This is a genomic window from Mesorhizobium sp. A623, from assembly GCF_054489405.1.
Window position 1 is genome coordinate 336,451 of record NZ_JBTMXB010000001.1, and the last position, 21,528, is coordinate 357,978.

Annotated in this window: 17 protein-coding genes; 8 read left to right on the forward strand and 9 right to left on the reverse strand. The window is 62.9% G+C overall.

Features of this window, described 5'->3' with window-relative positions:
- Positions 1-75: 75 nt before the first annotated feature.
- Positions 76-3,948 carry a peptidoglycan-binding protein gene (locus ACX3P1_RS01745; RefSeq protein WP_459077794.1) on the reverse strand — a complete coding sequence of 1,291 codons (3,873 nt, stop codon included), beginning with the start codon at positions 3,946-3,948 and terminating at the stop codon, positions 76-78.
- Between the two features lie 519 nt (positions 3,949-4,467).
- Here ACX3P1_RS01745 and ACX3P1_RS01750 point away from each other — a divergent pair.
- The 6 genes from ACX3P1_RS01750 (at position 4,468) to ACX3P1_RS01775 (ending at position 12,344) form a co-directional block, all read left to right on the forward strand.
- Positions 4,468-4,923, forward strand: coding sequence for a MerR family transcriptional regulator (locus ACX3P1_RS01750; protein ID WP_459077795.1), 456 nt, complete (start codon positions 4,468-4,470; stop codon positions 4,921-4,923).
- Between the two features lie 110 nt (positions 4,924-5,033).
- A complete protein-coding gene (locus ACX3P1_RS01755) occupies positions 5,034-6,821 on the forward strand; it encodes an acyl-CoA dehydrogenase (RefSeq protein WP_459077796.1) in 1,788 nt (595 codons plus the stop codon).
- A 12-nt stretch (positions 6,822-6,833) separates the two neighbouring features.
- A complete protein-coding gene (locus ACX3P1_RS01760; protein ID WP_459077797.1) occupies positions 6,834-8,006 on the forward strand; it encodes an acyl-CoA dehydrogenase family protein in 1,173 nt (390 codons plus the stop codon).
- Positions 8,007-8,035: 29 nt separating this feature from the next.
- Entirely contained in the window at positions 8,036-9,244 is a 1,209-nt protein-coding gene (locus ACX3P1_RS01765; protein ID WP_459077798.1) for an acetyl-CoA C-acetyltransferase, read from the forward strand.
- 13 nt (positions 9,245-9,257) lie between these two features.
- Complete coding sequence (locus ACX3P1_RS01770) at positions 9,258-11,477, forward strand: 3-hydroxyacyl-CoA dehydrogenase NAD-binding domain-containing protein (RefSeq protein WP_459077799.1); 2,220 nt, start codon at positions 9,258-9,260, stop codon at positions 11,475-11,477.
- A gap of 30 nt (positions 11,478-11,507) precedes the next feature.
- Complete coding sequence (locus ACX3P1_RS01775) at positions 11,508-12,344, forward strand: amidohydrolase family protein (protein WP_459077800.1); 837 nt, start codon at positions 11,508-11,510, stop codon at positions 12,342-12,344.
- A gap of 114 nt (positions 12,345-12,458) precedes the next feature.
- On the opposite strand, the gene ACX3P1_RS01780 is transcribed toward ACX3P1_RS01775, so the two are convergent.
- The 6 genes from ACX3P1_RS01780 to dnaK form a co-directional block, all read right to left on the reverse strand.
- Entirely contained in the window at positions 12,459-12,746 is a 288-nt protein-coding gene (locus ACX3P1_RS01780) for a DUF1330 domain-containing protein (protein ID WP_459077801.1), read from the reverse strand.
- 23 nt (positions 12,747-12,769) lie between these two features.
- Positions 12,770-13,474 (reverse strand): orotidine-5'-phosphate decarboxylase, encoded by a 705-nt coding sequence (gene pyrF, locus ACX3P1_RS01785; RefSeq protein WP_459077802.1) that lies wholly within the window; start codon positions 13,472-13,474, stop codon positions 12,770-12,772.
- Positions 13,471-14,067: an NADPH-dependent FMN reductase gene (locus ACX3P1_RS01790; RefSeq protein ID WP_459077803.1), complete on the reverse strand. Its 597-nt coding sequence runs from the start codon at positions 14,065-14,067 to the stop codon at positions 13,471-13,473. The genes pyrF and ACX3P1_RS01790 overlap by 4 nt, the downstream gene beginning before the upstream one ends.
- Before the next feature lie 115 nt (positions 14,068-14,182).
- On the reverse strand, positions 14,183-14,788 hold the full coding sequence (gene pmtA / locus ACX3P1_RS01795) for a phospholipid N-methyltransferase PmtA (RefSeq protein WP_459077804.1): 606 nt from the start codon (positions 14,786-14,788) through the stop codon (positions 14,183-14,185).
- A 105-nt stretch (positions 14,789-14,893) separates the two neighbouring features.
- Positions 14,894-16,024 carry a molecular chaperone DnaJ gene (gene dnaJ / locus ACX3P1_RS01800; RefSeq protein WP_459077805.1) on the reverse strand — a complete coding sequence of 377 codons (1,131 nt, stop codon included), beginning with the start codon at positions 16,022-16,024 and terminating at the stop codon, positions 14,894-14,896.
- Between the two features lie 192 nt (positions 16,025-16,216).
- Positions 16,217-18,133 carry a molecular chaperone DnaK gene (gene dnaK, locus ACX3P1_RS01805; protein WP_459077806.1) on the reverse strand — a complete coding sequence of 639 codons (1,917 nt, stop codon included), beginning with the start codon at positions 18,131-18,133 and terminating at the stop codon, positions 16,217-16,219.
- Between the two features lie 388 nt (positions 18,134-18,521).
- Here dnaK and ACX3P1_RS01810 point away from each other — a divergent pair, with 388 nt between their 5' ends.
- The gene (locus tag ACX3P1_RS01810; protein ID WP_459077807.1) at positions 18,522-18,986 is read left to right on the forward strand and encodes a group III truncated hemoglobin; all 465 of its coding nucleotides are present in this window, start codon (positions 18,522-18,524) and stop codon (positions 18,984-18,986) included.
- 108 nt (positions 18,987-19,094) lie between these two features.
- Complete coding sequence (locus ACX3P1_RS01815) at positions 19,095-19,259, forward strand: DUF3309 family protein (RefSeq protein WP_459077808.1); 165 nt, start codon at positions 19,095-19,097, stop codon at positions 19,257-19,259.
- A 3-nt stretch (positions 19,260-19,262) separates the two neighbouring features.
- Here the strand turns inward: ACX3P1_RS01815 and ACX3P1_RS01820 are convergent, their stop codons facing one another.
- Positions 19,263-19,982, reverse strand: coding sequence for a Crp/Fnr family transcriptional regulator (locus ACX3P1_RS01820; protein WP_459077809.1), 720 nt, complete (start codon positions 19,980-19,982; stop codon positions 19,263-19,265).
- Between the two features lie 128 nt (positions 19,983-20,110).
- The gene (locus ACX3P1_RS01825; protein WP_459077810.1) at positions 20,111-21,511 is read right to left on the reverse strand and encodes a phospholipase D-like domain-containing protein; all 1,401 of its coding nucleotides are present in this window, start codon (positions 21,509-21,511) and stop codon (positions 20,111-20,113) included.
- Positions 21,512-21,528 lie beyond the last annotated feature (17 nt).

The window sequence follows — 21,528 nt, forward strand, 5'->3', positions numbered from 1 at the left end:
GTCGAAACGAAAGACATCTCAAGCGGTTAACAGGCAAATTTGTGGCGTGGCGTCGTGGAAACGACGCCGACGCCGTTATTTGTGCGCAAGCAGCGCCTTGACCAGCTTTTCGTCGACTTCGCCGGTCGGCTTCATGTCGTTGTCGCCCTGGAAGGCCATGATGGCGGTCTTCGTCTTCTGCCCCATCACGCCGTCGGCGCCGCCGGCATCGTAGCCGTTCTTGTTCAGGATGCGCTGGATGTTCTGCACGGCCTTCTTCATGTCGATGCTGGCCGTCACGGCAGGCGTTCCCTCGTGCCAGGATTCGGGAATGTCGACCGAGTTGGCCGCCTGGTCGAGGGGCTTGGCCTTCCAAAGCTCCGTCGTGGCGCGGGCGCGCTCAAGCTGCTCGGGGCGCAGCGCCTTGGCGATCTCGTCGCGCTTGGAGGCGGCGTCCTTGTCGCCGGTCTTGGCCACGAGCGCGAACCATTTATAGGCGTCCTCGAGATTCTGCGGCATGCCGACGCCCTTAGCCGCAAGGATGCCGAGGTTGAACTGGCTGTCCTTGACCCCCAGATCCGCCGCCGCCTGGAACCAGCGCGCGGCCGACTCATTGTCGGTCACGCCGTCGGCCGCCATCGCAAACAGCACGGCAAGATTGTGCATGGCGCTGGCATTGCCCTGTCCGGCTGCGAGTTGATACCAGGTCTTGGCCTTCTGGATGTCGCGGGCAACGCCGAGGCCCTTTTCGTAGAAATTTCCGATACGGTATTCGGCCGGCGCGAAACCGAGTTCAGCCGATTTTTCGTACCATTTGGCGGCGGAAGCCATATCTTCCTTGACGCCGCGCGCTTCGGCATAGCGAGAGCCGATTTCGAACAGTGCCTTGGCGTCGCCTTCCGATGCGGCCTGGCGCAAAGCCTCCGGGCCGGCCCCGGCCGGAATGTCGATGGCGGTCGGCGCAGGGTCGGCTGCGGCAAGCTTGGCCGATGCGGGGATCACCGCGCCGGTGGTGTCGGCTGCGATCGTTGCTGGCGCTTGTCCGATGGATGCGTGTTCGATCTCGGGCGTCGCCGTCTCGGTGCCGGTCAGATCGGCATGGACCGGCGATACCTCGTCATGCGACCCGGCGGTCATGGCGGGTGGCTCTTCGGCGCCACTGCCGGTCGTTGCATCGGAAGCATCCGGCCTGCCGACGACGCGTACCGGTTCGGTGCCGGCGGTGTTCTGCGCCTTTTCGACGGCCCCGATATTTTCGGCGGCCCCCATGTCTTCGACAGCAACAGGCGTCGGAGCGGCCGAAGCGATTTCCGTCTTCTGTTCGACCACGGCAGGCGGCGCGTCGTTGCTGGCGGCCTGGTCGGGATTGGACAGGAAGGCCTTGCCGAGCTGCATGCCGGCAAGCGCCAGCATGATGGCGGCGGCGGCCATCATGATCGGCTTGCGGCGCGCCCTGAGCAGGTCGCCCAGCTTGCGCGAGCCGGTCGTGCCGGCAAGGCTCGACTGGCGCTTCAGCGTATCGGCCTCGGCTGCGGCGGCTTGCGCGGCGCGCCTGGCGGCGGCGATGAAGTCCGACTTGGAGGCGTCGACCTCGCCTTGGCGGGTCGGTTGCGCACGCTCGTCGCGCACCCGCCTCATGATGGCGTTCAGGTCCGGCGCGCCAGAACCCGGTTCCAGCGGCCGGTTGGCAAGCTTGGGATCGAGCGGCTCGTCAAGGTCGACGCTTGGCGCATCCACTGTCGGCGCGGAACCGGCAGGCGCGTCAGCGTCGACATCCTTCTTCGCGAAGGCACGGGCGAGGCCGCCCAGCATGGACTTTCTGCGCCCGGTCCGCTCCGGCTGGTCGACCATGGTGTCCGAGCCGAGCGCTGCAAGCGCCGCAGCTGCGGCCGCCTGCGCCGGGGTGCGCGTCACCGGCTCGACGTCATCGACGGCGGTCATTGTGTCGGCTGTGCTCATGGCATCCGCCAGCGATGCGGGCTGGTCGATATCCATGGAGGGCGCGTCGTGGATCGCGATCTTTGCCGCCGGGATCGGCTCGGCTGCCTCGCGGTGCTCGAGCGAGCCGAGCCGCTCGACGATCTTCAGCAGCGTGTCGTGGATGGCCTCGAAGGTCTTCGAGTTGCGCTCGTCCGAACGCCGGGTCAGCTTTTCAAGGGTCTTGAGGTCATCGGCGAGGCCGGAAACGGCCTGCGTGTTGGCGCTCGACCCGGCCAGCGAGCGCACGGCGTTCTCCGCCGCTTCGCGCGCCGCGCTGATGATCGTGTCATGCGCTCCGGTCAGCGAGCGCTCGATCTCGCTCAGCCGGGGGCTGATGTCCTCGAACTCCGGCAGCGGCGTGCCGGGGCGGGAAAAATGGGCGGACAGGCCGGTGACCTGCGCTTCCAGGCTGCGGATCAGTTCCGGATCGATATTGGCGACCTGGGCCGCGGAAGCATCCAGCCGCGCCGAAATGTCTTCGAGCCGGCTTTCCAGCCCGCGCAGCGCCGCCTGGCCTGCCGGATCCGGCGCACGTGTCTCCAGCCGCTGCGCCAGCGAGTTGAAGCGGGCGTCGATGGCATCCATGATGCCGCCGCTGTCGATGTCCACGCCCGAGGCACGCTCGTCCAGCCTGCCGGCAACCTCGCTCAGCCGCCGCTCCAGATCGCGAAACAGCATGTTGCCTTGTTCCAGCGCATCGTCCTGGCGGCGTTCCATCGTGCCGGAAAGCGCATCGAAGCGCTGCTCCAGCCCCTGGAAGATATAGTCGGCATCCGGCGTGGCGGGCGCATGGTCGATCTTGTCGGCAATCATCGCGATCTGTTGCCCGAGGCGCTCCATCGCCTGCTCCGGCAGATTGGCGTTGGCTACCAGGTCGTCGACGCGTGCCGACAGCATGTTGAGGCGGTCGATCGTCTCGCCGCCCGGCCGCTCGGCCGCCACTTCCTCGATCTGCTGCGCAAGGGCGGCGATGCGGTGTTCGATGCGCTCGAACAGTTCCGGGTCCAGATTGCTGGACTGCGCGGCGACGCTCGAGGCGACGATGGCGCGTGAAATCTCGTCCAGCCGCTCGTCGATCATGCCCAGCGTATCGTGGCCGAAATCGTTCTCGCGGCTGGCAAAATGATCGACGGCGCCGGCCAGCGTGCGCAGTTTCTCTTCCAGCGATCGAAGCGACAGCGATTCGGGCAAATTGTTGACGGCGCTGCCGATCTGCTCCAGCCGTTCGGCCAGCATGGCGATGCCGGGGCCGTCCGCCCGCGAGCCTGCGGCGGCGTCGACCCGGTTTTCGAAGGCGCTCCAGCGCCGGTCGAAATCGTCGAAGCGGCGGTCGACCGACTGGACGCTTTCCTCGCGCGCCAGAAGATCGAGCGCGCCCTTGATCTGTTCCATTTCCAGCCGAAGCATGTTGATGCTGCGGTCGTCGCCCTTGTCGGCGAGCGTCTGGATCGCGCCTGAAAGCCGCTCGAATTCGCGCCCAAGCTCCGCGCTTTCCTTGGAAGACGGCGCCGATTTGTAGGCGCGCCCGATATCGTTGCGCAGCGATTCGAATTCACGGTGCAGGCCGGCCGTCATCTGGTGGCGAAGTTCTTCGCGCAGGCTGCTCAGTTCGCTGGCGATCTTGCCGACCGTCGCGATGCCGTCTTCCTGGCTGCGAGCGCGGTCGATGTCGCGGGCAAGCGCCTGGTAGTTCTGCTCGAAACGCGGCGCGGCCTGCGGCGCCGGACGTTGTTCCGGGTAACGGTGGGGCTCCTGGTAAGAGCGGGGCTGCGGGTAGGGTATCGGCCGTTCGCGGCTTTGCGCACGAAGCTCTTCGAGCGGCCGCTGCGCGTAAGGCTGCGTGCCGGGATAGCGCGGCTCCGCGTCGCGCGGCCGGGCGATCTGCCGTTCCAGCGCCTCCAGCGACTGGTTGAGTTGATCCAGCGAGCCGAGCGGCCTGCGTTGCCGGCCGGCGTTGAGTGTATCGAGATAGGACCGCTTGCTGTTCATCGGGACGCCCGTTTTCGAAATGACCGGCGAAGGCCGGTTTCCCCTCAACTCCTGTCGCGATCGCAGCGGCTTCACAAAAAGGCGACCTGATGGCCCGTTCTGCTCAGCGCTTCGAAGTCCGTGAAAAACTCGATACAGGGGTGACCACGGTGACCGACATGCGCACATTTCCCCCGACATGGTAAACAACGCGTTAACCAAACTTAAGAACCTTCAAGATTTGTTCAGGAACGGGCCGCCGGAAGCAACCGGAGGAGGTGGGGCGTCGCTGGAGCGGTACGCGCGCCTCAGCCCCGTTTGATATGATCGCGTCGTCTTGAAACCGGTTCCCCTTCGCGCGTCAGGCGATGCGATGCCTCTTGCAACCCGGGGTCGAATTTCGTATACGTTTACGTAAACGTAAGAAGCAGACGCGCAAATCTCGCTATTTGCCCTGTCCACGATCCGGAAGGGCGAGCCGGAAGCGGTCTGCACGGGCAAGGCAATCCAGATTGCGCCGTGGATACGGGGAGGGTGACCATGGAATTGAACGTCGACAGCCAAACTGAAATTCGCGCTGGTGGCTCGAAGGACGATGACGGCCTGACCCGCATCGGCGAGATGGCGAAAGCCTTCGACGTAACCCTGCGGACATTGCGTTTCTACGAGGACAAGGGCCTGCTCCATCCGAAAAGGGAGGGCGCGACGCGGCTTTATACGCGGCGCGACAGGGCGCGGCTGAAGCTTATCCTGCTTGGCCGCAAGGTTGGCTTCTCGTTGCGCGACGTCAAGCAGATGATCGATCTCTACGATCCGGCGAGCGCCAATACGAAACAGCTCAAAGTGGCGCTCGACAAATCGGAAAAGCAGATGGCCCGCCTGTTGAAGCAGCGTGCCGCCATCGAGGAAGCAATCGCCGAACTTGGCGAATCGATGTCGGTGGTCCGCATCATGCTGACCGAGCGCACGGCTGCTGCTGCGCGCGCGGCCCGATAGGTCTTCGTGGCTAGTGACGTTTACGCAAACGTCACTTTTTGATAATGGATGGGCGTCGATCCGCGACGCTTTCGGGTGCCTGTCGCCAATACTGCAAGGTGGAGAAAGACATGCCGATTTATACGGCGCCAGTGCGCGATACCCTGTTCGTGCTGAACGAAGTCCTGGGGTACGAGCGCTATTCGAATCTTCCCGGCTTTTCCGACGCGACGCCCGACGTGCTCGAGGCGATCCTCGCAGAGGGCGCCAAGCTTGCCGAAAACGTCATGCTGCCGCTCAACCGCGTCGGCGACATGGAAGGCTGCATCCGCCACGACGACGGCTCGGTGACGACACCGAAAGGTTTTTGCGAAGCCTACGACCAGTATCGCGAAGGCGGCTGGATGGGGCTGGCGGCACCCGCCGAGCATGGCGGGCAGGGCCTGCCCTATGCGGTGCATTCCGCGGTTGCCGAATATATGGTTTCGGCCAACATGGCATTGATGATGTATCCGGGCCTGACGCAGGGTGCGATCGCGGCCATTGTCACCCACGGCAGCGACGAGCAGAAGGCGACCTTTCTGCCGAAGATGATCGAGGGTTCGTGGACCGGCACCATGAACCTGACCGAACCGCATTGCGGCACCGATCTCGGCCTGTTGCGCACCAAGGCGGTTCCGAACGGTGACGGCACCTACCAGATTTCCGGCCAGAAGATATTCATCTCGGCCGGCGAGCACGACATGGCCGACAACATCGTTCATCTGGTGCTGGCCCGCATCGAGGGCGCGCCGGAAGGCACCAAGGGCATTTCCCTTTTCATCGTGCCGAAATTCAAGCTCGATGGTAAAAGCAACCCCGGCGAGCGTAACAAAGTTTCCTGCGGCTCTATCGAGGAGAAGATGGGCATCCACGGCAATGCCACCTGCGTCATGAATTACGACGAGGCGCAAGGTACGCTGCTCGGCGAGGAGAATGGCGGCCTGAAGGCCATGTTCACGATGATGAACGAGGCGCGCCTGGGCGTCGGCCTGCAAGGGCAATCCCTGTCGGAAATCGCCTACCAGAACGCTGTCGCCTATGCGAAGGAACGCTTACAAGGCCGCTCGCTGACCGGCGCGAAAAACAAGGACGGCAAGGCCGATCCGATCATCGTCCACCCCGACATTCGCCGCGCACTGATGACCATGAAGGCCTTCAACGAGGCCGGCCGCGCGCTGGTGCTGTGGACCGCGCTCAAGTCCGACGTGGCGCACCGCTCAGGTGACGCCGCCGACCGGCAGGCGTCGGACGACCTGCTCGGCCTGATGACGCCCATCGTCAAGGGCGTGCTCACCGACAAGGGTTTCGACCATGCGGTGATGGCGCAACAGGTGTTCGGCGGCCACGGCTATATAGAAGAGCATGGCATGAGCCAGTTCGTCCGCGATGCCCGCATCGCCATGATCTACGAGGGAGCCAACGGCATCCAGGCGCTCGACCTCGTCGGCCGCAAGCTGGCGCTGAACGGCGGCCGCGCCGTGCAGGCCTTCTTCAACGAGGTCGGCGACTTCTGCGAGGAAAACCGCGCCGACGAGAAGATGATGCCTTTCACCAAGGGCCTGAAGAAAGGCTTGAACGATCTGCAGGCGGCGACGTTGTGGCTGATGGAGAACGGCATGAAGAACCCCGACAATGCCGGAGCCGCTTCCACCGACTACATGCACCTATTCGGCCTCGTCGCGCTCGGCTATATGTGGGGGCAGATGGCCAAGGTCGCGCAGGCAAAGGCCGGCGCATCGGATGCGGCCTTCTACGACAACAAGCTTGTCACGGCGCGTTTCTTCATGGAGCGTGTGATGCCGGAAACTTCGGCCCATCTGGCGCGTCTATCCAGTGGCGCGGATACGATGATGGCGCTGCCGGCGGAGGCGTTCTGACGGAGCAAAGGCATGGCCAGCAACCCCTCGGAAATCCTCTCCCTTCCCAAGCCCGGCTGGGTCAGCGAAGACGTCGCCATGCTCTACGATATGGCGCACCGGTTCATGTCGGAGGAAATCGCGCCGCGCTACGACGCGTTCGAAAAAGCGGAGATGGTCGACCGTTCGGCCTGGGAAAAAGCGGGCAGCGCCGGCCTATTGTGCGCCTCCATGCCGGAAGAATATGGCGGCTCGGGCGGCACGTTTGCCCATGAAAGCGCGATCATCGAAGCCATCGGCCATGTCGGCGTCGACGGCTTCGGCATCGGCCTGCACAACGCCATCGTCGCGCCCTACATCCTCCATTACGGCTCGGAGGAGCAGAAGAAAAAGTGGCTGCCGAAGCTCGCCACCGGCGAACTGATCGGCGCGATTGCCATGACCGAACCGGGTGCCGGCTCCGACCTGCAGGGCGTGAAAACGCGAGCGGAGAAGAACGGCAATCACTACCGTATCAACGGCTCGAAAACCTTCATCACCAACGGCCAGCTTGCCAATTTGATGGTCGTCGTTGCCAAGACCGACCCGGAGAAGGGCGCGAAGGGCACGTCGCTGATCGTCATCGAAACAGACGGGCAAGAAGGCTTTGAGCGCGGCCGCAACCTCGACAAGATCGGGCTGAAGGCCAACGACACATCGGAACTGTTCTTCACCGACATGCGCGTGCCGACCGCCAATCTGCTCGGGTCCGAGGAAGGGCAGGGCTTCGTTCAACTCATGCAGCAATTGCCGCAGGAGCGGCTGATGATCGGCACCACGGCGATTGCCATGGCCGAGCGTGCGTTGGCGCTTACCATAGACTACGTCAAGGAACGCAAGGCGTTCGGCAAGGCGATCCTCGATTTCCAGAATACCCAGTTCAGGCTTGCCGAACTGAAGACCGAGATCACTATCGGCCGTGTTTTCTACAATGATTGCGTCCAGCGCCACCTTGCCGGCGGACTCGATCCGGTAACGGCTTCGATGGCCAAATACTGGCTGTCCGACTTGCAGGGAAAAGTTGTCGACGAATGCCTTCAATTGCATGGTGGCTATGGCTACATGAATGAATATCCCATTGCCCGCATGTACCGCGACGCCCGCGTCCAGCGTATCTATGGCGGCACCAACGAGATCATGAAATTGCTGATCGGCCGCTCGCTCTAGCGTCGATCCGCAAACCGAGGAGTCGAAAAATGACAGAGGCTTACATCTATGACGCCGTCCGCACCCCGCGCGGACGCGGCAAGAAGGACGGCGCGCTGCATGAGGTTCCGGCGGTGCGGCTTGCGGCCAGGACACTGGAAGCCATCCGCGACCGCAACGGCCTGGACACCGGCACCGTGGACGACATCATCTTCGGTTGCGTCGACCCGGTCGGCGAGGCGGGTGCCGTCATTCCGCGTTCGGCTGCTTTCGAGGCCGGCTATGACGACAGGGCGCCGGGCATGCAGATTTCGCGCTTCTGCGCATCGGGCCTCGACGCCGTCAATCTCGCTGCGGCCAAGATCGCGCAAGCTGCGGACGAGATCGTCATCGCCGGCGGCGTCGAATCCATGAGCCGCGTCGGCATGGGCGCGTCGGGCGGTGCCTGGTACATGGACCCCTCGGTCGGCTTTCCCGGCTGGTTCGTGCCGCAGGGCATTTCGGCCGATTTGATCGCCACCAAATACGGGTTTTCGCGCGATGACGTCGATGCCTATGCGGTGGAAAGCCAGAAGCGCGCCGCGCACGCCTGGGAAAAGGGCTGGTTCAAGAACTCGGTCATTCCGATCAAGGACCAGAACGGCCTGACCATCCTCGACCATGACGAGCATATGCGCCCGTCCACCGACATGCAGTCGCTGGCGGCGCTCAACCCGTCCTTCGTCATGCCCGGCGAAATGGGCGGCTTTGACGCGGTCGCCGTGCAGAAGCATCCGGAAGTCGAGGAAGTCATCCACGTCCACCATGCCGGCAATTCCTCCGGCATCGTCGATGGCGCGGCCGCCGTGCTGCTCGGCTCCAGAAAGGCCGGCAAGGCGATGGGTCTGAAGCCGCGCGCCCGCATCCGCACCTTCGCCAACATCGGCTCCGAGCCGGTGCTGATGCTGACCGGCCCGGTCGACGTCACCGAGAAGTTGCTCAAGCGCGCCAGGATGAAGCTGTCCGACATCGACCTGTTCGAACTGAACGAGGCCTTCGCCGCCGTGGTGCTGCGCTACATGCAGGCCTTCGAAATCCCGCACGACAAGATCAACGTCAATGGCGGCGCGATCGCCATGGGCCACCCTCTGGGTGCCACCGGCGCGATGATCCTGGGCACGGTGCTGGACGAGCTTGAACGGCGGGACCTCAACACCGCTCTGGTGACGCTGTGCATCGGCGCAGGCATGGGCACCGCGACGATCATCGAACGCGTATAAGGGGGCCTGGAAAATGACCTACACCAATTTCACTCTCGAAACCGATGCCGACGGCATTGCGCTGATTACCTGGGACATGCCCGACCGTTCGATGAACGTCTTCACCGAGGGGGTGATAAGCGAACTGGACGCCATCGTCGATCACGTCGCCTCGAACGCGGCCATCAAGGGCGCGGTCATCACCTCCGGAAAGGAGACTTTCTCCGGCGGCGCGGACATCGCCATGCTGCAAAAGATGTTGAAGACCTTCGCCAAGGAAAAGGCGGGCAATCTCGAAAAAGCGACCCAAAAACTGTTCGATACGGCCGGCTTCATGAGCGGCCTGTTCCGCAAGCTGGAAACTTGCGGCAAGCCGTTCGTCTCGGCCATCAACGGCACCTGCATGGGCGGCGCGTTCGAGATGTCGCTCGCCTGCCACGGCCGCATAGCTGCGGATTCGGACAAGGTGAAGATGGCGCTGCCCGAGGTAAAAATCGGCATCTTTCCGGGTGCCGGCGGTACCCAACGCGTGCCGCGCCTGACCGACCAGCAGCAGGCTTTGCAGATGCTGACCTCCGGCCAGACGTTGACACCGAAGAAGGCGAAAGCGATGGGGTTGATCCACGAAATCGTCGAGCCGGCCAACCTGGTGGCAGCCGCCAAGGCGATGATCAAGGGCGGCTTGAAGCCGATCCAACCCTGGGACGAAAAGGGTTTTCGGCTGCCGGGTGGCCCGATCTATTCGGCGGCTGGCGCGAACCTTTGGCCGCCGGCAATCGCCATCCTGCGCCGCGAAACCTACGGCAATTATCCGGCCGCGACCGCCATCCTGAAATGCGTCTATGAAGGCCTGCTGGTGCCGTTCGACACCGGCCTGCGCATAGAACTGCGCTACTTCACGGAAATCATGCAGACGAGGGAAGCAGCGGCGATGATCCGCTCGCTGTTCATTTCGCTGCAGGAACTGAACAAGGGCGCGCGCCGCCCCGCCGACGTTCCGGAAACGAAGTTCAAGAAGATCGGCGTGCTTGGCGCGGGCTTCATGGGCGCGGGCATCGCCTACGTCACTGCCAAGGCGGGCATCCCGGTGGTGCTGCTCGACCGCGACACGGCATCGGCCGAAAAGGGCAAGGCGCATTCGGAAGGCTTGATGGACGGCCTGATCAAGAAGGGCCGCGCTACGCTAGAGGACAAGGAAAAGCTTCTCGGCCTGATAACGCCCACGGCCGACTATGCGCTGCTTGCCGGCTGCGAACTGGTGGTCGAAGCGGTGTTCGAGGATTCAGGTGTCAAGAAGGCCGCCACCGAACAGGCCGAGGCGGTGCTCAAATCGTCGGCCGTGTTTGCGTCGAACACCTCGACCATCCCGATCACGTCGCTGGCGAAGAATTCGGCGCGCCCGAAGAATTTTGTCGGCATCCACTTCTTCTCGCCGGTCGACAAGATGCTGCTGGTCGAGATCATTCTGGGCAAGAAGACCGGCGACAAGGCGCTGGCGACCGCGATTGATTTCGTGCGCGCCATCAAGAAAACGCCGATCGTCGTCAACGACACGCGCGGCTTCTACGTCAACCGCTGCGTGCTGCGCTACATGTCGGAAGCCTACAAGATGCTGATCGAAGGCGTGCCTGCAGCCATGATCGAAAATGCCGCGCGCGCCGCCGGCATGCCGGTCGGGCCGCTGGCTTTGACCGACGAGACGGCGGTCGACCTGGCGCAAAAGATCATGAAGCAGACGCTTCGCGATCTGGGCGACAAGGCGGTAGACCCTGAGCAGATGAAACTCATCGACGCGCTGGTCGATACGCATCAGCGTTTCGGTCGCAAGAACGGCAAGGGTTTTTACGATTATCCGCAAAAGCCGGCCAAGAAAAAGCTGTGGCCGGGCCTGAAAGATATGTACCCGCAAAAGAAGGCCGACGACGTCGATTTCGAGGAATTGCAGCAACGACTCCTCGTCACCATCGCGCTGGAAGCCGTGCGCGTCATGGAAGAAAAAATCGTCATCGACCCGCGCGAGGCCGATGTCGGCTCGATCCTCGCCTTCGGCTTCGCACCCTATACGGGCGGCACGCTGTCCTACATCGACGGCATCGGCGCGAAGGAATTTGTCCAGATTGCCAAGCGGTTGCAGAAGAAGTACGGGGCGGAGTTCAAGGCGCCGAAGCTGCTTCTCGACATGGCCGAAAAGGGCGAAAGCTTCTACCAGCGCTTTGACCCTTACGCGAAAGGCGAGGCGAAGAAGGCGGCATAGGGCCAACAAGGCGCAGGGGGAGCAGAACGGATGATCGTCGATACCCATCTGCATCTGATCGACCGCTCCGCCCTGCGTTACCCCTGGCTTGCCGGCGTCCCGGCGCTGGACCGTGATTTCCTGTACGAGGAATACGCGGTTCAGGCCAAGCGTGCCGGCATAGCGGCCGCTCTCCACATGGAAGTCGATGTGGATCCCACCGACATCGATGCCGAGACGGAGCGTGTCAAGGCGCTGGCCTCGCGGGTGGGCAGCTTGCTGGTGGGCGCGATCGCCTCCTGCCGCCCCGAGGAAAAAGGTTTTGCCGCCCATCTCGAACGCCAGCAGGCCGATCCCTTCGTGAAGGGGTTTCGTCGCGTTCTGCATGTGGTGCCCGACGACCTCTCCGAAGGCGCGCTGTTTCGCGAAAACATCGCCCGCATGGCAGGGCAGCACCTGACCTTCGATCTGGTCGTACAGCCGCACCAGATACCCAAGGCCATCGCGTTGGCCGACCTCGCACCCGACGTTTCTTTCGTGCTCGACCATTGCGGCGCGCCCGACATCAAGGGCGCAAACGAGCATCCATGGCGCGAGCACATGGCGGAGATTGCCCGGCGGCCTAACGTTACCGCCAAGATTTCCGGCGTGGTCGCCTATGCCGACCCCGGCACATGGGCGGTGGAAACCTTAAAACCCTATGTCGAGCATACGATCGGCGCGTTCGGCTGGGATCGCGTCGTGTGGGGCAGCGACTGGCCGGTCTGCACGCTGGGTGGCGGGCTTGCGCCCTGGATTGCGGCGACGCATGCGCTGCTGGCCGGCGTCAGCGACGACGACCGGGCAAAGCTGCTTTCGGGCAATGCAAGGAAACTCTGGCGGCTGTGATCGGGCGCCCCCCCGGCGCTTCGCGCCTGGATGGATTTACGCGGTGCGCTTCAAGTCCTTGTTTTGATGCATGTCGTTGCCCCGAAACCGGTTCCCACTTTCGGGCGACATGCCTCAGGCGCCTTCGATCAGCACGATCTCGCCATCGGCCACCTTTTGGCGGATCGCCTTGGCAGCCTGGTATTCGGGCGAGTTGTAGCAGTCCTTCGCGACCGCCAGCGATTCGAATTCGATGATGACGTTGCGCGCGCGCCCCGGCCCTTCCACGTTTTCGTGTTCGCCGCCACGCGCCAGAAACTTCGCACCGAAGCGCTCGAAGGCCGGCTTGGCGGTCGAAACATAATCCTTGTAGTGCTCGGGGTCGCGAACATCGACACGGGCGATCCAGTATCCCTTGGCCATCTTTTCTCTCCCAAGCGCACGAGTTACGCGGCGCGCATCTCGTCGAGAATAGCGTGCGCCGCCCCCCGCCTGTCAACCGCGCCGACGATGGGCCGGCCAACGACGAGATGGCTGGAGCCGTTGCGGATCGCCTGGCCGGGCGTGACCACGCGCTTCTGGTCTCCATGGTCAGCGCCTGCGGGCCGGATGCCGGGCGTCACCACCGCCATGCCCGGCCCGACGATGCGGCGCACCGCTTCCGCTTCGCTGGCCGAGCAGACGATGCCGCCCATGCCCGCATGCAGCGCCTGTTCGGCGCGCCGCAACACCAGCGTGTGCGGGTCGTATTCGTAGCCTGCGTCGATCACGTCCTGCTCGTCCATCGAGGTCAGCACGGTGACGCCGAGCAGGCATAGGTCGCTGCCTCTGGCGGCTTCCACCGCCGCGCGCATCGTTTTCGGGTAGGCGTGCAGGGTCAGCATGGTCATGCCCATGCGCACGATATTCTCGACACCCTTGGCGACGGTGTTGTCGATGTCGAGCAGTTTCATGTCGAGGAATACTTTTGTGCCGCCCGACGCCAGTTCGCGGGCGAAGTCGAGCCCTCCGGCAAAGGCAAGCTGGTAGCCGATCTTGTAGAAGGAAACCATGCCCTCCAGTTCGCGCACCACGGTCTCGGCGTCCGCGACGCTCGGCACGTCGAGGCCGACGATCAGCCGCTGCTGCATCCCCATCATTTCGTCACTCATGGTTCGATCCTTTCCGAGAGCATCCGGGCGCGCTCGATGAGCGCCGTTGCAACCGTTTCCATGGCGCGGTGCTGCCGCCGGTTCCTGAATTCGCCCGCCTCGTCGAAGGCTTCCGCCCCCGCCGGCACGGAGCATTCCGGCGAAATCACCTCCATCTGGCAGCGTACCAGAACCGCGCGCAGATGGTTGATGCAGCGGATGCCGGCGAACGGGCTGCTGGAGGACGAGCACAGCGCAACGGCCTTGCCGGACAGCGGCCGGACCGGCCGGCCGGCGTCGGTGCGCACCCGGCTTACCCAATCGATGGCGTTTTTCAGGAGCGGCGGGATGGAGCCGTTATATTCGGGCGTGGCGATCAGAAGTCCGTCATGAGCGGCGATCTGGCGCGCCAGCCCGACCGCGTTTTCGGGAACGCCATGCTCTTTCTCCAGATCCTCGTCGATGATCGGAAGCGGATAGTCCCCAAGTGAAATGCGCGTCACTTCGGCACCCTGGATCGCCAGTTCCTTTTGCGCCACGTCGGCGGTCTTGCCGCTATAGGCGCCGACGCGAACCGATCCGGCGAAGACGAGAATTCTCGGGGTGACGGGCACACGGCGCTCCTGTTCGGGCATCGGATCGACCACGGAACGGGTTCGGTCTGTTCCGGTACTCGGTCAGACCGCAGCTATAGGCAAAGTGCTGGCCAAATCAATCGTACAGTCGGGATCAATGAGCAGGACGCCGGTAAATCCACAGATGGGCCGGCGGGATGTTGCGGATGATGAAATCGAAATGCTTCACCGTGTAGTCGCCCTTGCCGGCGGGGATAGGCGACATCGGCCCATAGGTGATCTGGATCACCGGCCGCCCGGCCGGAATGCGCGCCAGAAGATCGTTCAGATAGGCAACGCGGCGCTCCACCGGGAAGTTGAGCAGCGGGACGGCCGAGATCGCGCAATCGAAGATCGTGTCGCGCTTGTCGCCGAGCGTATGATCGATATTGAAAGCGTCGCCCTCGATGATGTTGACGCTTGGGTAGAGCCGGCGCAAATGGCGAACGAAGTTCGCGGAATATTCGATAGCGTAGAGGCTTTCTGGCCTTACCCCGCGCGCCAAGATCGCCTTCGTTATGACGCCAGTTCCGGGGCCGACCTCCAGCACCGGCAGGTTCGAACCGGTATCGATGACAGACGCCATCCGCCGCGCCGTCACGGAGCTGGTAGGCACGATAGCACCGACGGCCTTGGGCTTGTCCATCCAGCCTTTGAAAAAGCTGACTTCGTCGCTGAATTTTTCCGCAAGCGCTTTGCGCAATTCGGAACCACGTATCATGCAAGCATCTCCCGTGCGTCCCCCGCGCGCTATGTAGCATCTACCGGCGGGGCATCAACCAAAAATCACGCGGAAATGTCGTTATCGAAACAAAAAAAGTCGCACTCACTGCTCTCCGAACGACTCGAAGAAATCCTTCATGCGAGAGAAAAAGCCGCTCGACTGTGGAGAATTGTCCGTGGACGAGAGCTTTTCGAACTCTTCCAGCAATTCGCGTTGGCGGCGCGACAGGTTTTGCGGCGTTTCCACAGCGGTCTGGATGTAGAGATCGCCGATATTCGGCTGGCGCAGCACCGGCATGCCCTTGCCCTTCAGGCGGAACTGACGGCCGTTCTGCGTGCCCTCCGGCACTTTCACGCGGGTCTGGGTGCCGTCCAGCGTCGTCACCTCGAACTGGCCGCCGAGCGCTGCCGTGGTCATCGAGATCGGCACCTTGCAATAGAGGTCGGCACCGTCGCGCTGGAAGAATTCGTGCGGCTTTACCGCCAGGAAAATATAGAGATCGCCTGAAGGCCCGCCGCGCTGCCCGGCTTCGCCTTCGTTGGCGAGGCGAATGCGGGTGCCGTCCTCGATGCCGGCCGGGATATTGACCGATAGCGAACGCTCCTCGATGACGCGGCCCTGGCCGGCGCATTTCGGGCATGGGTCCTTGATCGTCTGGCCGCGACCCTGGCATTGCGGGCAGGTGCGCTCGATGGAGAAGAAGCCCTGGCTGGCGCGCACCTTGCCGTGGCCGTTGCACATCGAGCAGGTGACCGGCTGGGTGCCGGGCTTGGCGCCGGTACCCGAGCATTCGGTGCAGGAAATGGGAGCAGGCACGCGAATCTGCGCGGTCTTGCCGGCAAATGCTTCTTCCAGCGTGATTTCCATGTTGTAGCGCAGGTCGGCGCCGCGTTCGCGCCCGCCCGAGGAGCGCCGCCTGCCGCCGCCCATCATGTCGCCGAAAATGTCTTCGAAGATGTCGGCGAAACCGCCGCTGGCGAAGCCCTGGCCGCCGCCGTTCATGCCGCCCTGTTCGAAAGCCGCGTGGCCGAAGCGGTCGTAGGCGGCCCGCTTCTGCGGGTCTTTCAGCGTTTCATAGGCTTCGTTGATTTCCTTGAACTTGTGCTCGCAGGCGTCGTCGCCCGGATTCCGGTCCGGATGGAACTGCATGGCAAGCTTGCGGAAAGCGCCTTTCAGTTCCTTCTCGTCGGCGCCTTTTTGCACGCCCAGCGTTTCGTAGAAATCAGCCTTCATTTTGTCCCGCTGCCCGGATGTTCAATGTCTTGAAGCATTGTTGCGTCATTTGCCGGCTCCATGCGTTCGATTTAGGAATTGAAAGGCCGGGGCGCCATAGCTGCCGCGGCGTTCATCGCACATTTCCGGAATTGGTTGCAAAAAAGCCCGGCCTTTGCGCCGGGCTTTCCGTTTTACCTGCAATCAGGCCGCTTACGCCGACTTCTTCTTGTCGTCGTCCTCGTCGATTTCCTCGAAATCGGCGTCGACCACATCGTCGTCCTTGGCGGCATCCGCCTGGGCGTCGGCTTCGGCGGCTTCTTTCTGGCTGGCCTCGTACATGGCTTGGCCCAGCTTCATCGAAACTTCAGCCAGCGCCTGGCTCTTTGCCTCGATCTCGGCGGCGTCATCGCCTTCCGCGGCAGTCTTGAGCGCTGCGATCGCATCGGAGATCGCCTTACGGTCGTCCTCCGAAACCTTCTCGCCATACTCCTTCAGCGACTTCTCCGAAGAATGCGCCAGCGCTTCGGCCTGGTTACGCGCTTCGACCAGCCCGCGCCGCTTCTTGTCGGTCTCGGCATTGGCCTCGGCATCCTTGACCATCTTGTCGATGTCGGCGTCGGAAAGGCCGCCCGAGGCCTGGATGCGGATCTGGTGCTCCTTGCCGGTGCCCTTGTCCTTGGCGGAGACGTTGACGATGCCGTTGGCGTCGATGTCGAAGGTGACCTCGATCTGCGGCACGCCGCGCGGCGCCGGCGGAATGCCGACCAGGTCGAACTGGCCGAGCGCCTTGTTGTCCTGCGCCATCTCGCGCTCGCCCTGGAAGACGCGGATGGTCACCGCGCTCTGCGAATCCTCGGCGGTGGAGAACACCTGGCTCTTCTTGGTCGGGATCGTCGTGTTGCGCTCGATCAGGCGTGTGAACACGCCGCCCAGCGTCTCGATGCCGAGCGATAGCGGCGTCACGTCGAGCAACAGCACGTCCTTGACGTCGCCCTGCAGCACGCCGGCCTGGATGGCCGCACCAAGCGCCACCACTTCATCCGGGTTGACGCCCTTGTGCGGCTCCTTGCCGAAGAACTGCTTCACGATTTCCTGGATCTTGGGCATGCGCGTCATGCCGCCGACCAGAACCACTTCGTCGATCTCGCCGGCCTTGAGGCCCGCGTCCTTGAGCGCCGCCTTGCAGGGCTCGATGGTGCGCTGGACGAGATCGTCCACCAGCTGCTCGAGCTTGGCGCGGGTAAGCTTCAGCGTCAGGTGCTTCGGGCCGGTCTGGTCGGCGGTGATGAAGGGCAGGTTGATCTCGGTCTGTGTGGTCGACGACAGTTCGATCTTGGCCTTCTCCGCAGCCTCCTTGAGGCGCTGCAGGGCCAGTTTGTCGGTTTTCAGGTCGATGCCCTGTTCCTTCTTGAACTCGGCCGCCAGGTACTCGACCAGGCGCATGTCGAAATCCTCGCCGCCGAGGAAGGTGTCGCCGTTGGTCGACTTGACCTCGAACACGCCGTCGCCGATTTCCAGCACGGAAATATCGAAAGTACCGCCGCCAAGGTCATAAACGGCGATGGTCTTGCCTTCCCGTTTGTCGAGGCCGTAGGCGAGCGCTGCCGCGGTCGGCTCGTTGATGATGCGCAGGACTTCAAGGCCAGCGATCTTGCCGGCGTCCTTGGTGGCCTGGCGCTGGGCGTCGTTGAAATAGGCCGGAACGGTGATGACCGCCTTCTCGACCTTCTCGCCGAGATAGGCTTCCGCCGTTTCCTTCATCTTCTGCAGGATCATGGCCGAAATCTGCGAGGGCGACTGCTTGGCTCCGCCGGCTTCCACCCATGCGTCGCCATTGTCGCCCTTGACGATCGTGTAGGGGACGAGATCCTTGTCCTTGGAGGTGACGGGGTCGTCGTAGCGGCGGCCGATGAGACGCTTGACCGCGAAGACGGTGTTTTCAGGATTGGTGACCGCCTGGCGCTTGGCCGGCTGGCCGACGAGACGCTCGCCGTCGCTGGAAAAAGCGACGATCGAAGGCGTCGTGCGCGCGCCTTCCGCATTCTCGATGACCTTCGGCTCCTTGCCGTCCATGATGGCGATGCAGGAGTTGGTCGTTCCGAGGTCGATACCGATTACTTTTGCCATTTTTTTTCGTTCTCTCCGCTAAGCAGGTTTTCCGGACCCATCAGGCGTTCCGTGGAAAACCCCTGTTCACAAGAATTTCCGTCGCTACAACCGGCTCATGTCCGGGCAGCGAACGGCTTGCCGGGTATATAAGAACAGGCTTGGCGGCACGCAAGCGCTCTACACGAGACATTAACAGCAGGCTTTGCCGGGAACGGCGGGCTTTGTCGGAGCGCCAGCTTGCTTTATCGCAAATACGAATTACCTGCCTGCTCTATGACGGTCATGAGAGACGGTTTGATAATTCGCGTATGTAAGCACCGGAAGCGCGGAAAACCACGCCAGATGACCGGCAGGGTAGAATTTCCAAACAGTCTCCAGGACGTGGAATGAAGACGGAACAGGAAGCATGACGCAAATTCGAAAAGGTCGGGAGACGATCATCATCGACGGTGTTCCGTTGCCGGAGGTTCTCGACGAGGCGATGGTCCATGCCGTCGTTCACGGGTTCTATGACGAGATCCGCCGCGACGCGCTGCTGGGGCCGGTCTTCAACAGCCGAATCGCGCCGGAGGCCTGGCCCGTTCATCTGGCAAAAATGTGCGACTTCTGGTCCTCGATGCTTTTGCGCACGGGCCGCTATGACGGGCGGCCGCTGCCGCCGCATCTGGCCATTCCGGGGCTTGGCGAGGCGCATTTCCGGCGTTGGCTGACATTGTTTCGCGCAACCGTGCGGCGCCTTTGCCCGCCCGATGTGGCGGCGCTGTTCATGGATCGCGCGCTGCGCATCGCCCACAGCTTTCGCCTGGCGGTCGCCTTCAGCCGTGGCGAAAACTCGGTCGCCATCGAGCCTATCCTCGAAGACAGCCTTTAACGCCACGCTGCCGGTCTCAAGCGCCCCATGGAACGCGAGACGGCTCTGCGCGTTCTCTCCTGACGCAATCGACGCCGCAGTGGCGCCGACAGTCTAGGAGGTCACATCATGGGCTTGGGCACCATACTTATCATCATTCTGGTTCTGGCGCTGCTTGGCGGCTTCAGCGGCTTTGGCGGCGGCCCTTTCTACGGCACCGGCTATTACGGCGGCGGCGGACTTGGCCTAATCTTGATTATCGTCGTCGTTCTCGTCGTGCTTGGCCGAATATAGCGCTCAGCGCGGCTCCTTCTGCAGGCTGAGATAGGTGGGATCGAATTCCGCGATCTCCACCAGACCGTCCCAATCATCGATCTGCACGCGGTCGTTCTCCCAGGTGATGACGCCGCGTTGCCGCAGGTCTCGCAGCGTGCGGTTGACGTGGACGAGGGAAAGCCCGAGCGCATCCGCCAATTGGTTCTGCGTCAATGGCAGCTTGAAACTCAACCCTTTGGTCTGGTCCACGATCTTCAGGCGCGTATAAAGTTCACACATGAGGTGCGCCAGCTGGCCGATTGCAGGCCTGCGCCCCATGGCAACCAGCCATTCGCGGTGTACCGATGCGTCGATCAGCGTATCGAGCCAGAGCATCCGTGCAAGATGAGGGGACGTTTCCGTAAGCTTCTTCAGCGCCTCGTGTTCGACCTGAACCAGCGTGCAGTCCGACAGGGCAACGACGCCATGCGCCAGCACCTTCAACAGGAAGCCGTGCAGGTCGAGAAAGTCGCCTGGAACGTGAAACGCCGCAATCTGGCGGCCGCCGTCTTCCAGTACCTTGAAGCGGCCGCACAGGCCGTCGACAAGAAGCAGGCTCACCTTCGGGCGGGCGCCTTCACGCACGATCTCTTCGCCGGCCAGATAGGATTTCTCCCGCGCAAACAGCGCGAAGAGTTCCGTTTTCTCCTTCTCGGAGATGACATCCCGATGGCTAAGCTGCAGGAAAAGGGGAAGGGCCAAGGGCGATCTCCAACGACGTGCAGCGCAGGGAAGAATCCCTCGACGGCAACGGGTAACCGGGCGTAGGCCGGATCGGCGCACGCGCTCACAGCAAAGCAACGGGTATCCCCGCAAGACCGGCCCGTCAATTACAGCTGCGACTCGATCGGCAGCCAGCGGACCAGCTTTGCCAGCACGCGCCGGGACAGGCTGGCTTCCGGTTCGGTGGTATATTGGTGCATCTGGCCCTGGTCGATGCCGGTCCAGACCAGCCTGCCGTCGCGCAGGGTCACGGCATAGCTTGTCTGCGGCAGGATCTCGTGGCGGAAGCGCCGGCGCAATTCCGCCGCCAGCCACTCGTCCTCGAACAGCACGCCCATCTCCGCATTCAGCGATATAGAGCGCGGGTCGAAGTTGAAGGAACCGACGAAGCCGATTTTCCCGTCGACCGTAAAGGCCTTGGTGTGGAGGCTGGCGCCCTTGGAGCCGAAGACCGAGATATTCGCCTGCCGGCTGAACGGCTGCAGTTCGAATAGCCGGATGCCGGCTTTCAGCAGGCGCTTGCGGTAGTTGGCATAGGCGCCGTGCACGGTTGCGACATCGGTGGCGGCGAGCGAGTTGGTCAGCACGGTGACAGTCGAACCCTTTGCCACCAGTTGGGAAAAGATGGCCGTGCCCTTCCTGCCGGGGATGAAATACGGCGAGACGATTTCCAGATTTTTGGCGCTGGATTGCAGGATCGGCAGCAATTCCCGCATCAGCCAGCTTCGCGTTTTTTCGCCGCGAACCTTCTCCGGCGGATCGGAGATGACGCGGGCCGCCGTGGTCCAGTGAAAGCCGCCGCCCGCCGCGATGAACTCGGTGATCGAGTTGAGGCTGCGCAGGCCGTCCAGCAATGCCGTATCCTCGGTGCGGTCGATTTGCGAGACGAAGCCCGCCACTTCGGCAGGCTCACCCGGATGCAGCGCGCCGATGCCCATGACGGCGGAAGAGTTCCAGAAGGCTTCGAATATCCGCGTAGCCTGCGAAACGGCCGGCCCCACCAGCAGCAGATCGAGGTCGCGGAAATTCGTCTCTGCCGCGTCGAAATAGGCGTCGCCGATGTTGCGTCCGCCGACAATGGCGATGGTATCGTCGGCAATCCATGCCTTGTTGTGCATCCGTCGCGTCATCGCGAACAGGCGGAAGACCAGCTCGAGCCCGCGCAGCAGGCTGCCGTTCCTCATGCCGCTTGGATTGAACAGCTTCAGTTCGACGTTGGGATGGGCATCGAGCGCCTGATAGGCGCTGTCGCTGTTGGGAGAATTGATGTCGTCGAGCAGGATGCGTACGCGCACGCCGCGCTCCGCCGCCCGTACGACCTCCTGCATCAGCAGGCGCCCGGTATGGTCGTCGTGCCAGAGGTAATACATCAAGTCGAGCGTGCGCGTAGCGCTTCGCGTGGCCAGGATACGCGCGGCGAAGGCGTCATAATTGTCCGCGATCAGGAGCAGGCCGGTATTGCCAGTCCTGATCTTGTCTTTTGCAAGTCGCGAAACCGCCAGGTCCATCCTTTTCCCATTCACGC

Coding starts and splice junctions, on each gene's coding strand:
- ACX3P1_RS01775 (WP_459077800.1), top strand. CDS start 11,508: ATGATCGTCGATACCCATCTGCATCTGATCGACCGCTCCGCCCTGCGT.
- dnaJ (WP_459077805.1), bottom strand. CDS start 16,024: ATGAAGGCTGATTTCTACGAAACGCTGGGCGTGCAAAAAGGCGCCGAC.
- ACX3P1_RS01780 (WP_459077801.1), bottom strand. CDS start 12,746: ATGGCCAAGGGATACTGGATCGCCCGTGTCGATGTTCGCGACCCCGAG.
- ACX3P1_RS01755 (WP_459077796.1), top strand. CDS start 5,034: ATGCCGATTTATACGGCGCCAGTGCGCGATACCCTGTTCGTGCTGAAC.
- ACX3P1_RS01810 (WP_459077807.1), top strand. CDS start 18,522: ATGACGCAAATTCGAAAAGGTCGGGAGACGATCATCATCGACGGTGTT.
- dnaK (WP_459077806.1), bottom strand. CDS start 18,133: ATGGCAAAAGTAATCGGTATCGACCTCGGAACGACCAACTCCTGCATC.
- ACX3P1_RS01750 (WP_459077795.1), top strand. CDS start 4,468: ATGGAATTGAACGTCGACAGCCAAACTGAAATTCGCGCTGGTGGCTCG.
- pmtA (WP_459077804.1), bottom strand. CDS start 14,788: ATGATACGTGGTTCCGAATTGCGCAAAGCGCTTGCGGAAAAATTCAGC.
- ACX3P1_RS01760 (WP_459077797.1), top strand. CDS start 6,834: ATGGCCAGCAACCCCTCGGAAATCCTCTCCCTTCCCAAGCCCGGCTGG.
- pyrF (WP_459077802.1), bottom strand. CDS start 13,474: ATGAGTGACGAAATGATGGGGATGCAGCAGCGGCTGATCGTCGGCCTC.
- ACX3P1_RS01825 (WP_459077810.1), bottom strand. CDS start 21,511: ATGGACCTGGCGGTTTCGCGACTTGCAAAAGACAAGATCAGGACTGGC.
- ACX3P1_RS01815 (WP_459077808.1), top strand. CDS start 19,095: ATGGGCTTGGGCACCATACTTATCATCATTCTGGTTCTGGCGCTGCTT.
- ACX3P1_RS01770 (WP_459077799.1), top strand. CDS start 9,258: ATGACCTACACCAATTTCACTCTCGAAACCGATGCCGACGGCATTGCG.
- ACX3P1_RS01745 (WP_459077794.1), bottom strand. CDS start 3,948: ATGAACAGCAAGCGGTCCTATCTCGATACACTCAACGCCGGCCGGCAA.
- ACX3P1_RS01765 (WP_459077798.1), top strand. CDS start 8,036: ATGACAGAGGCTTACATCTATGACGCCGTCCGCACCCCGCGCGGACGC.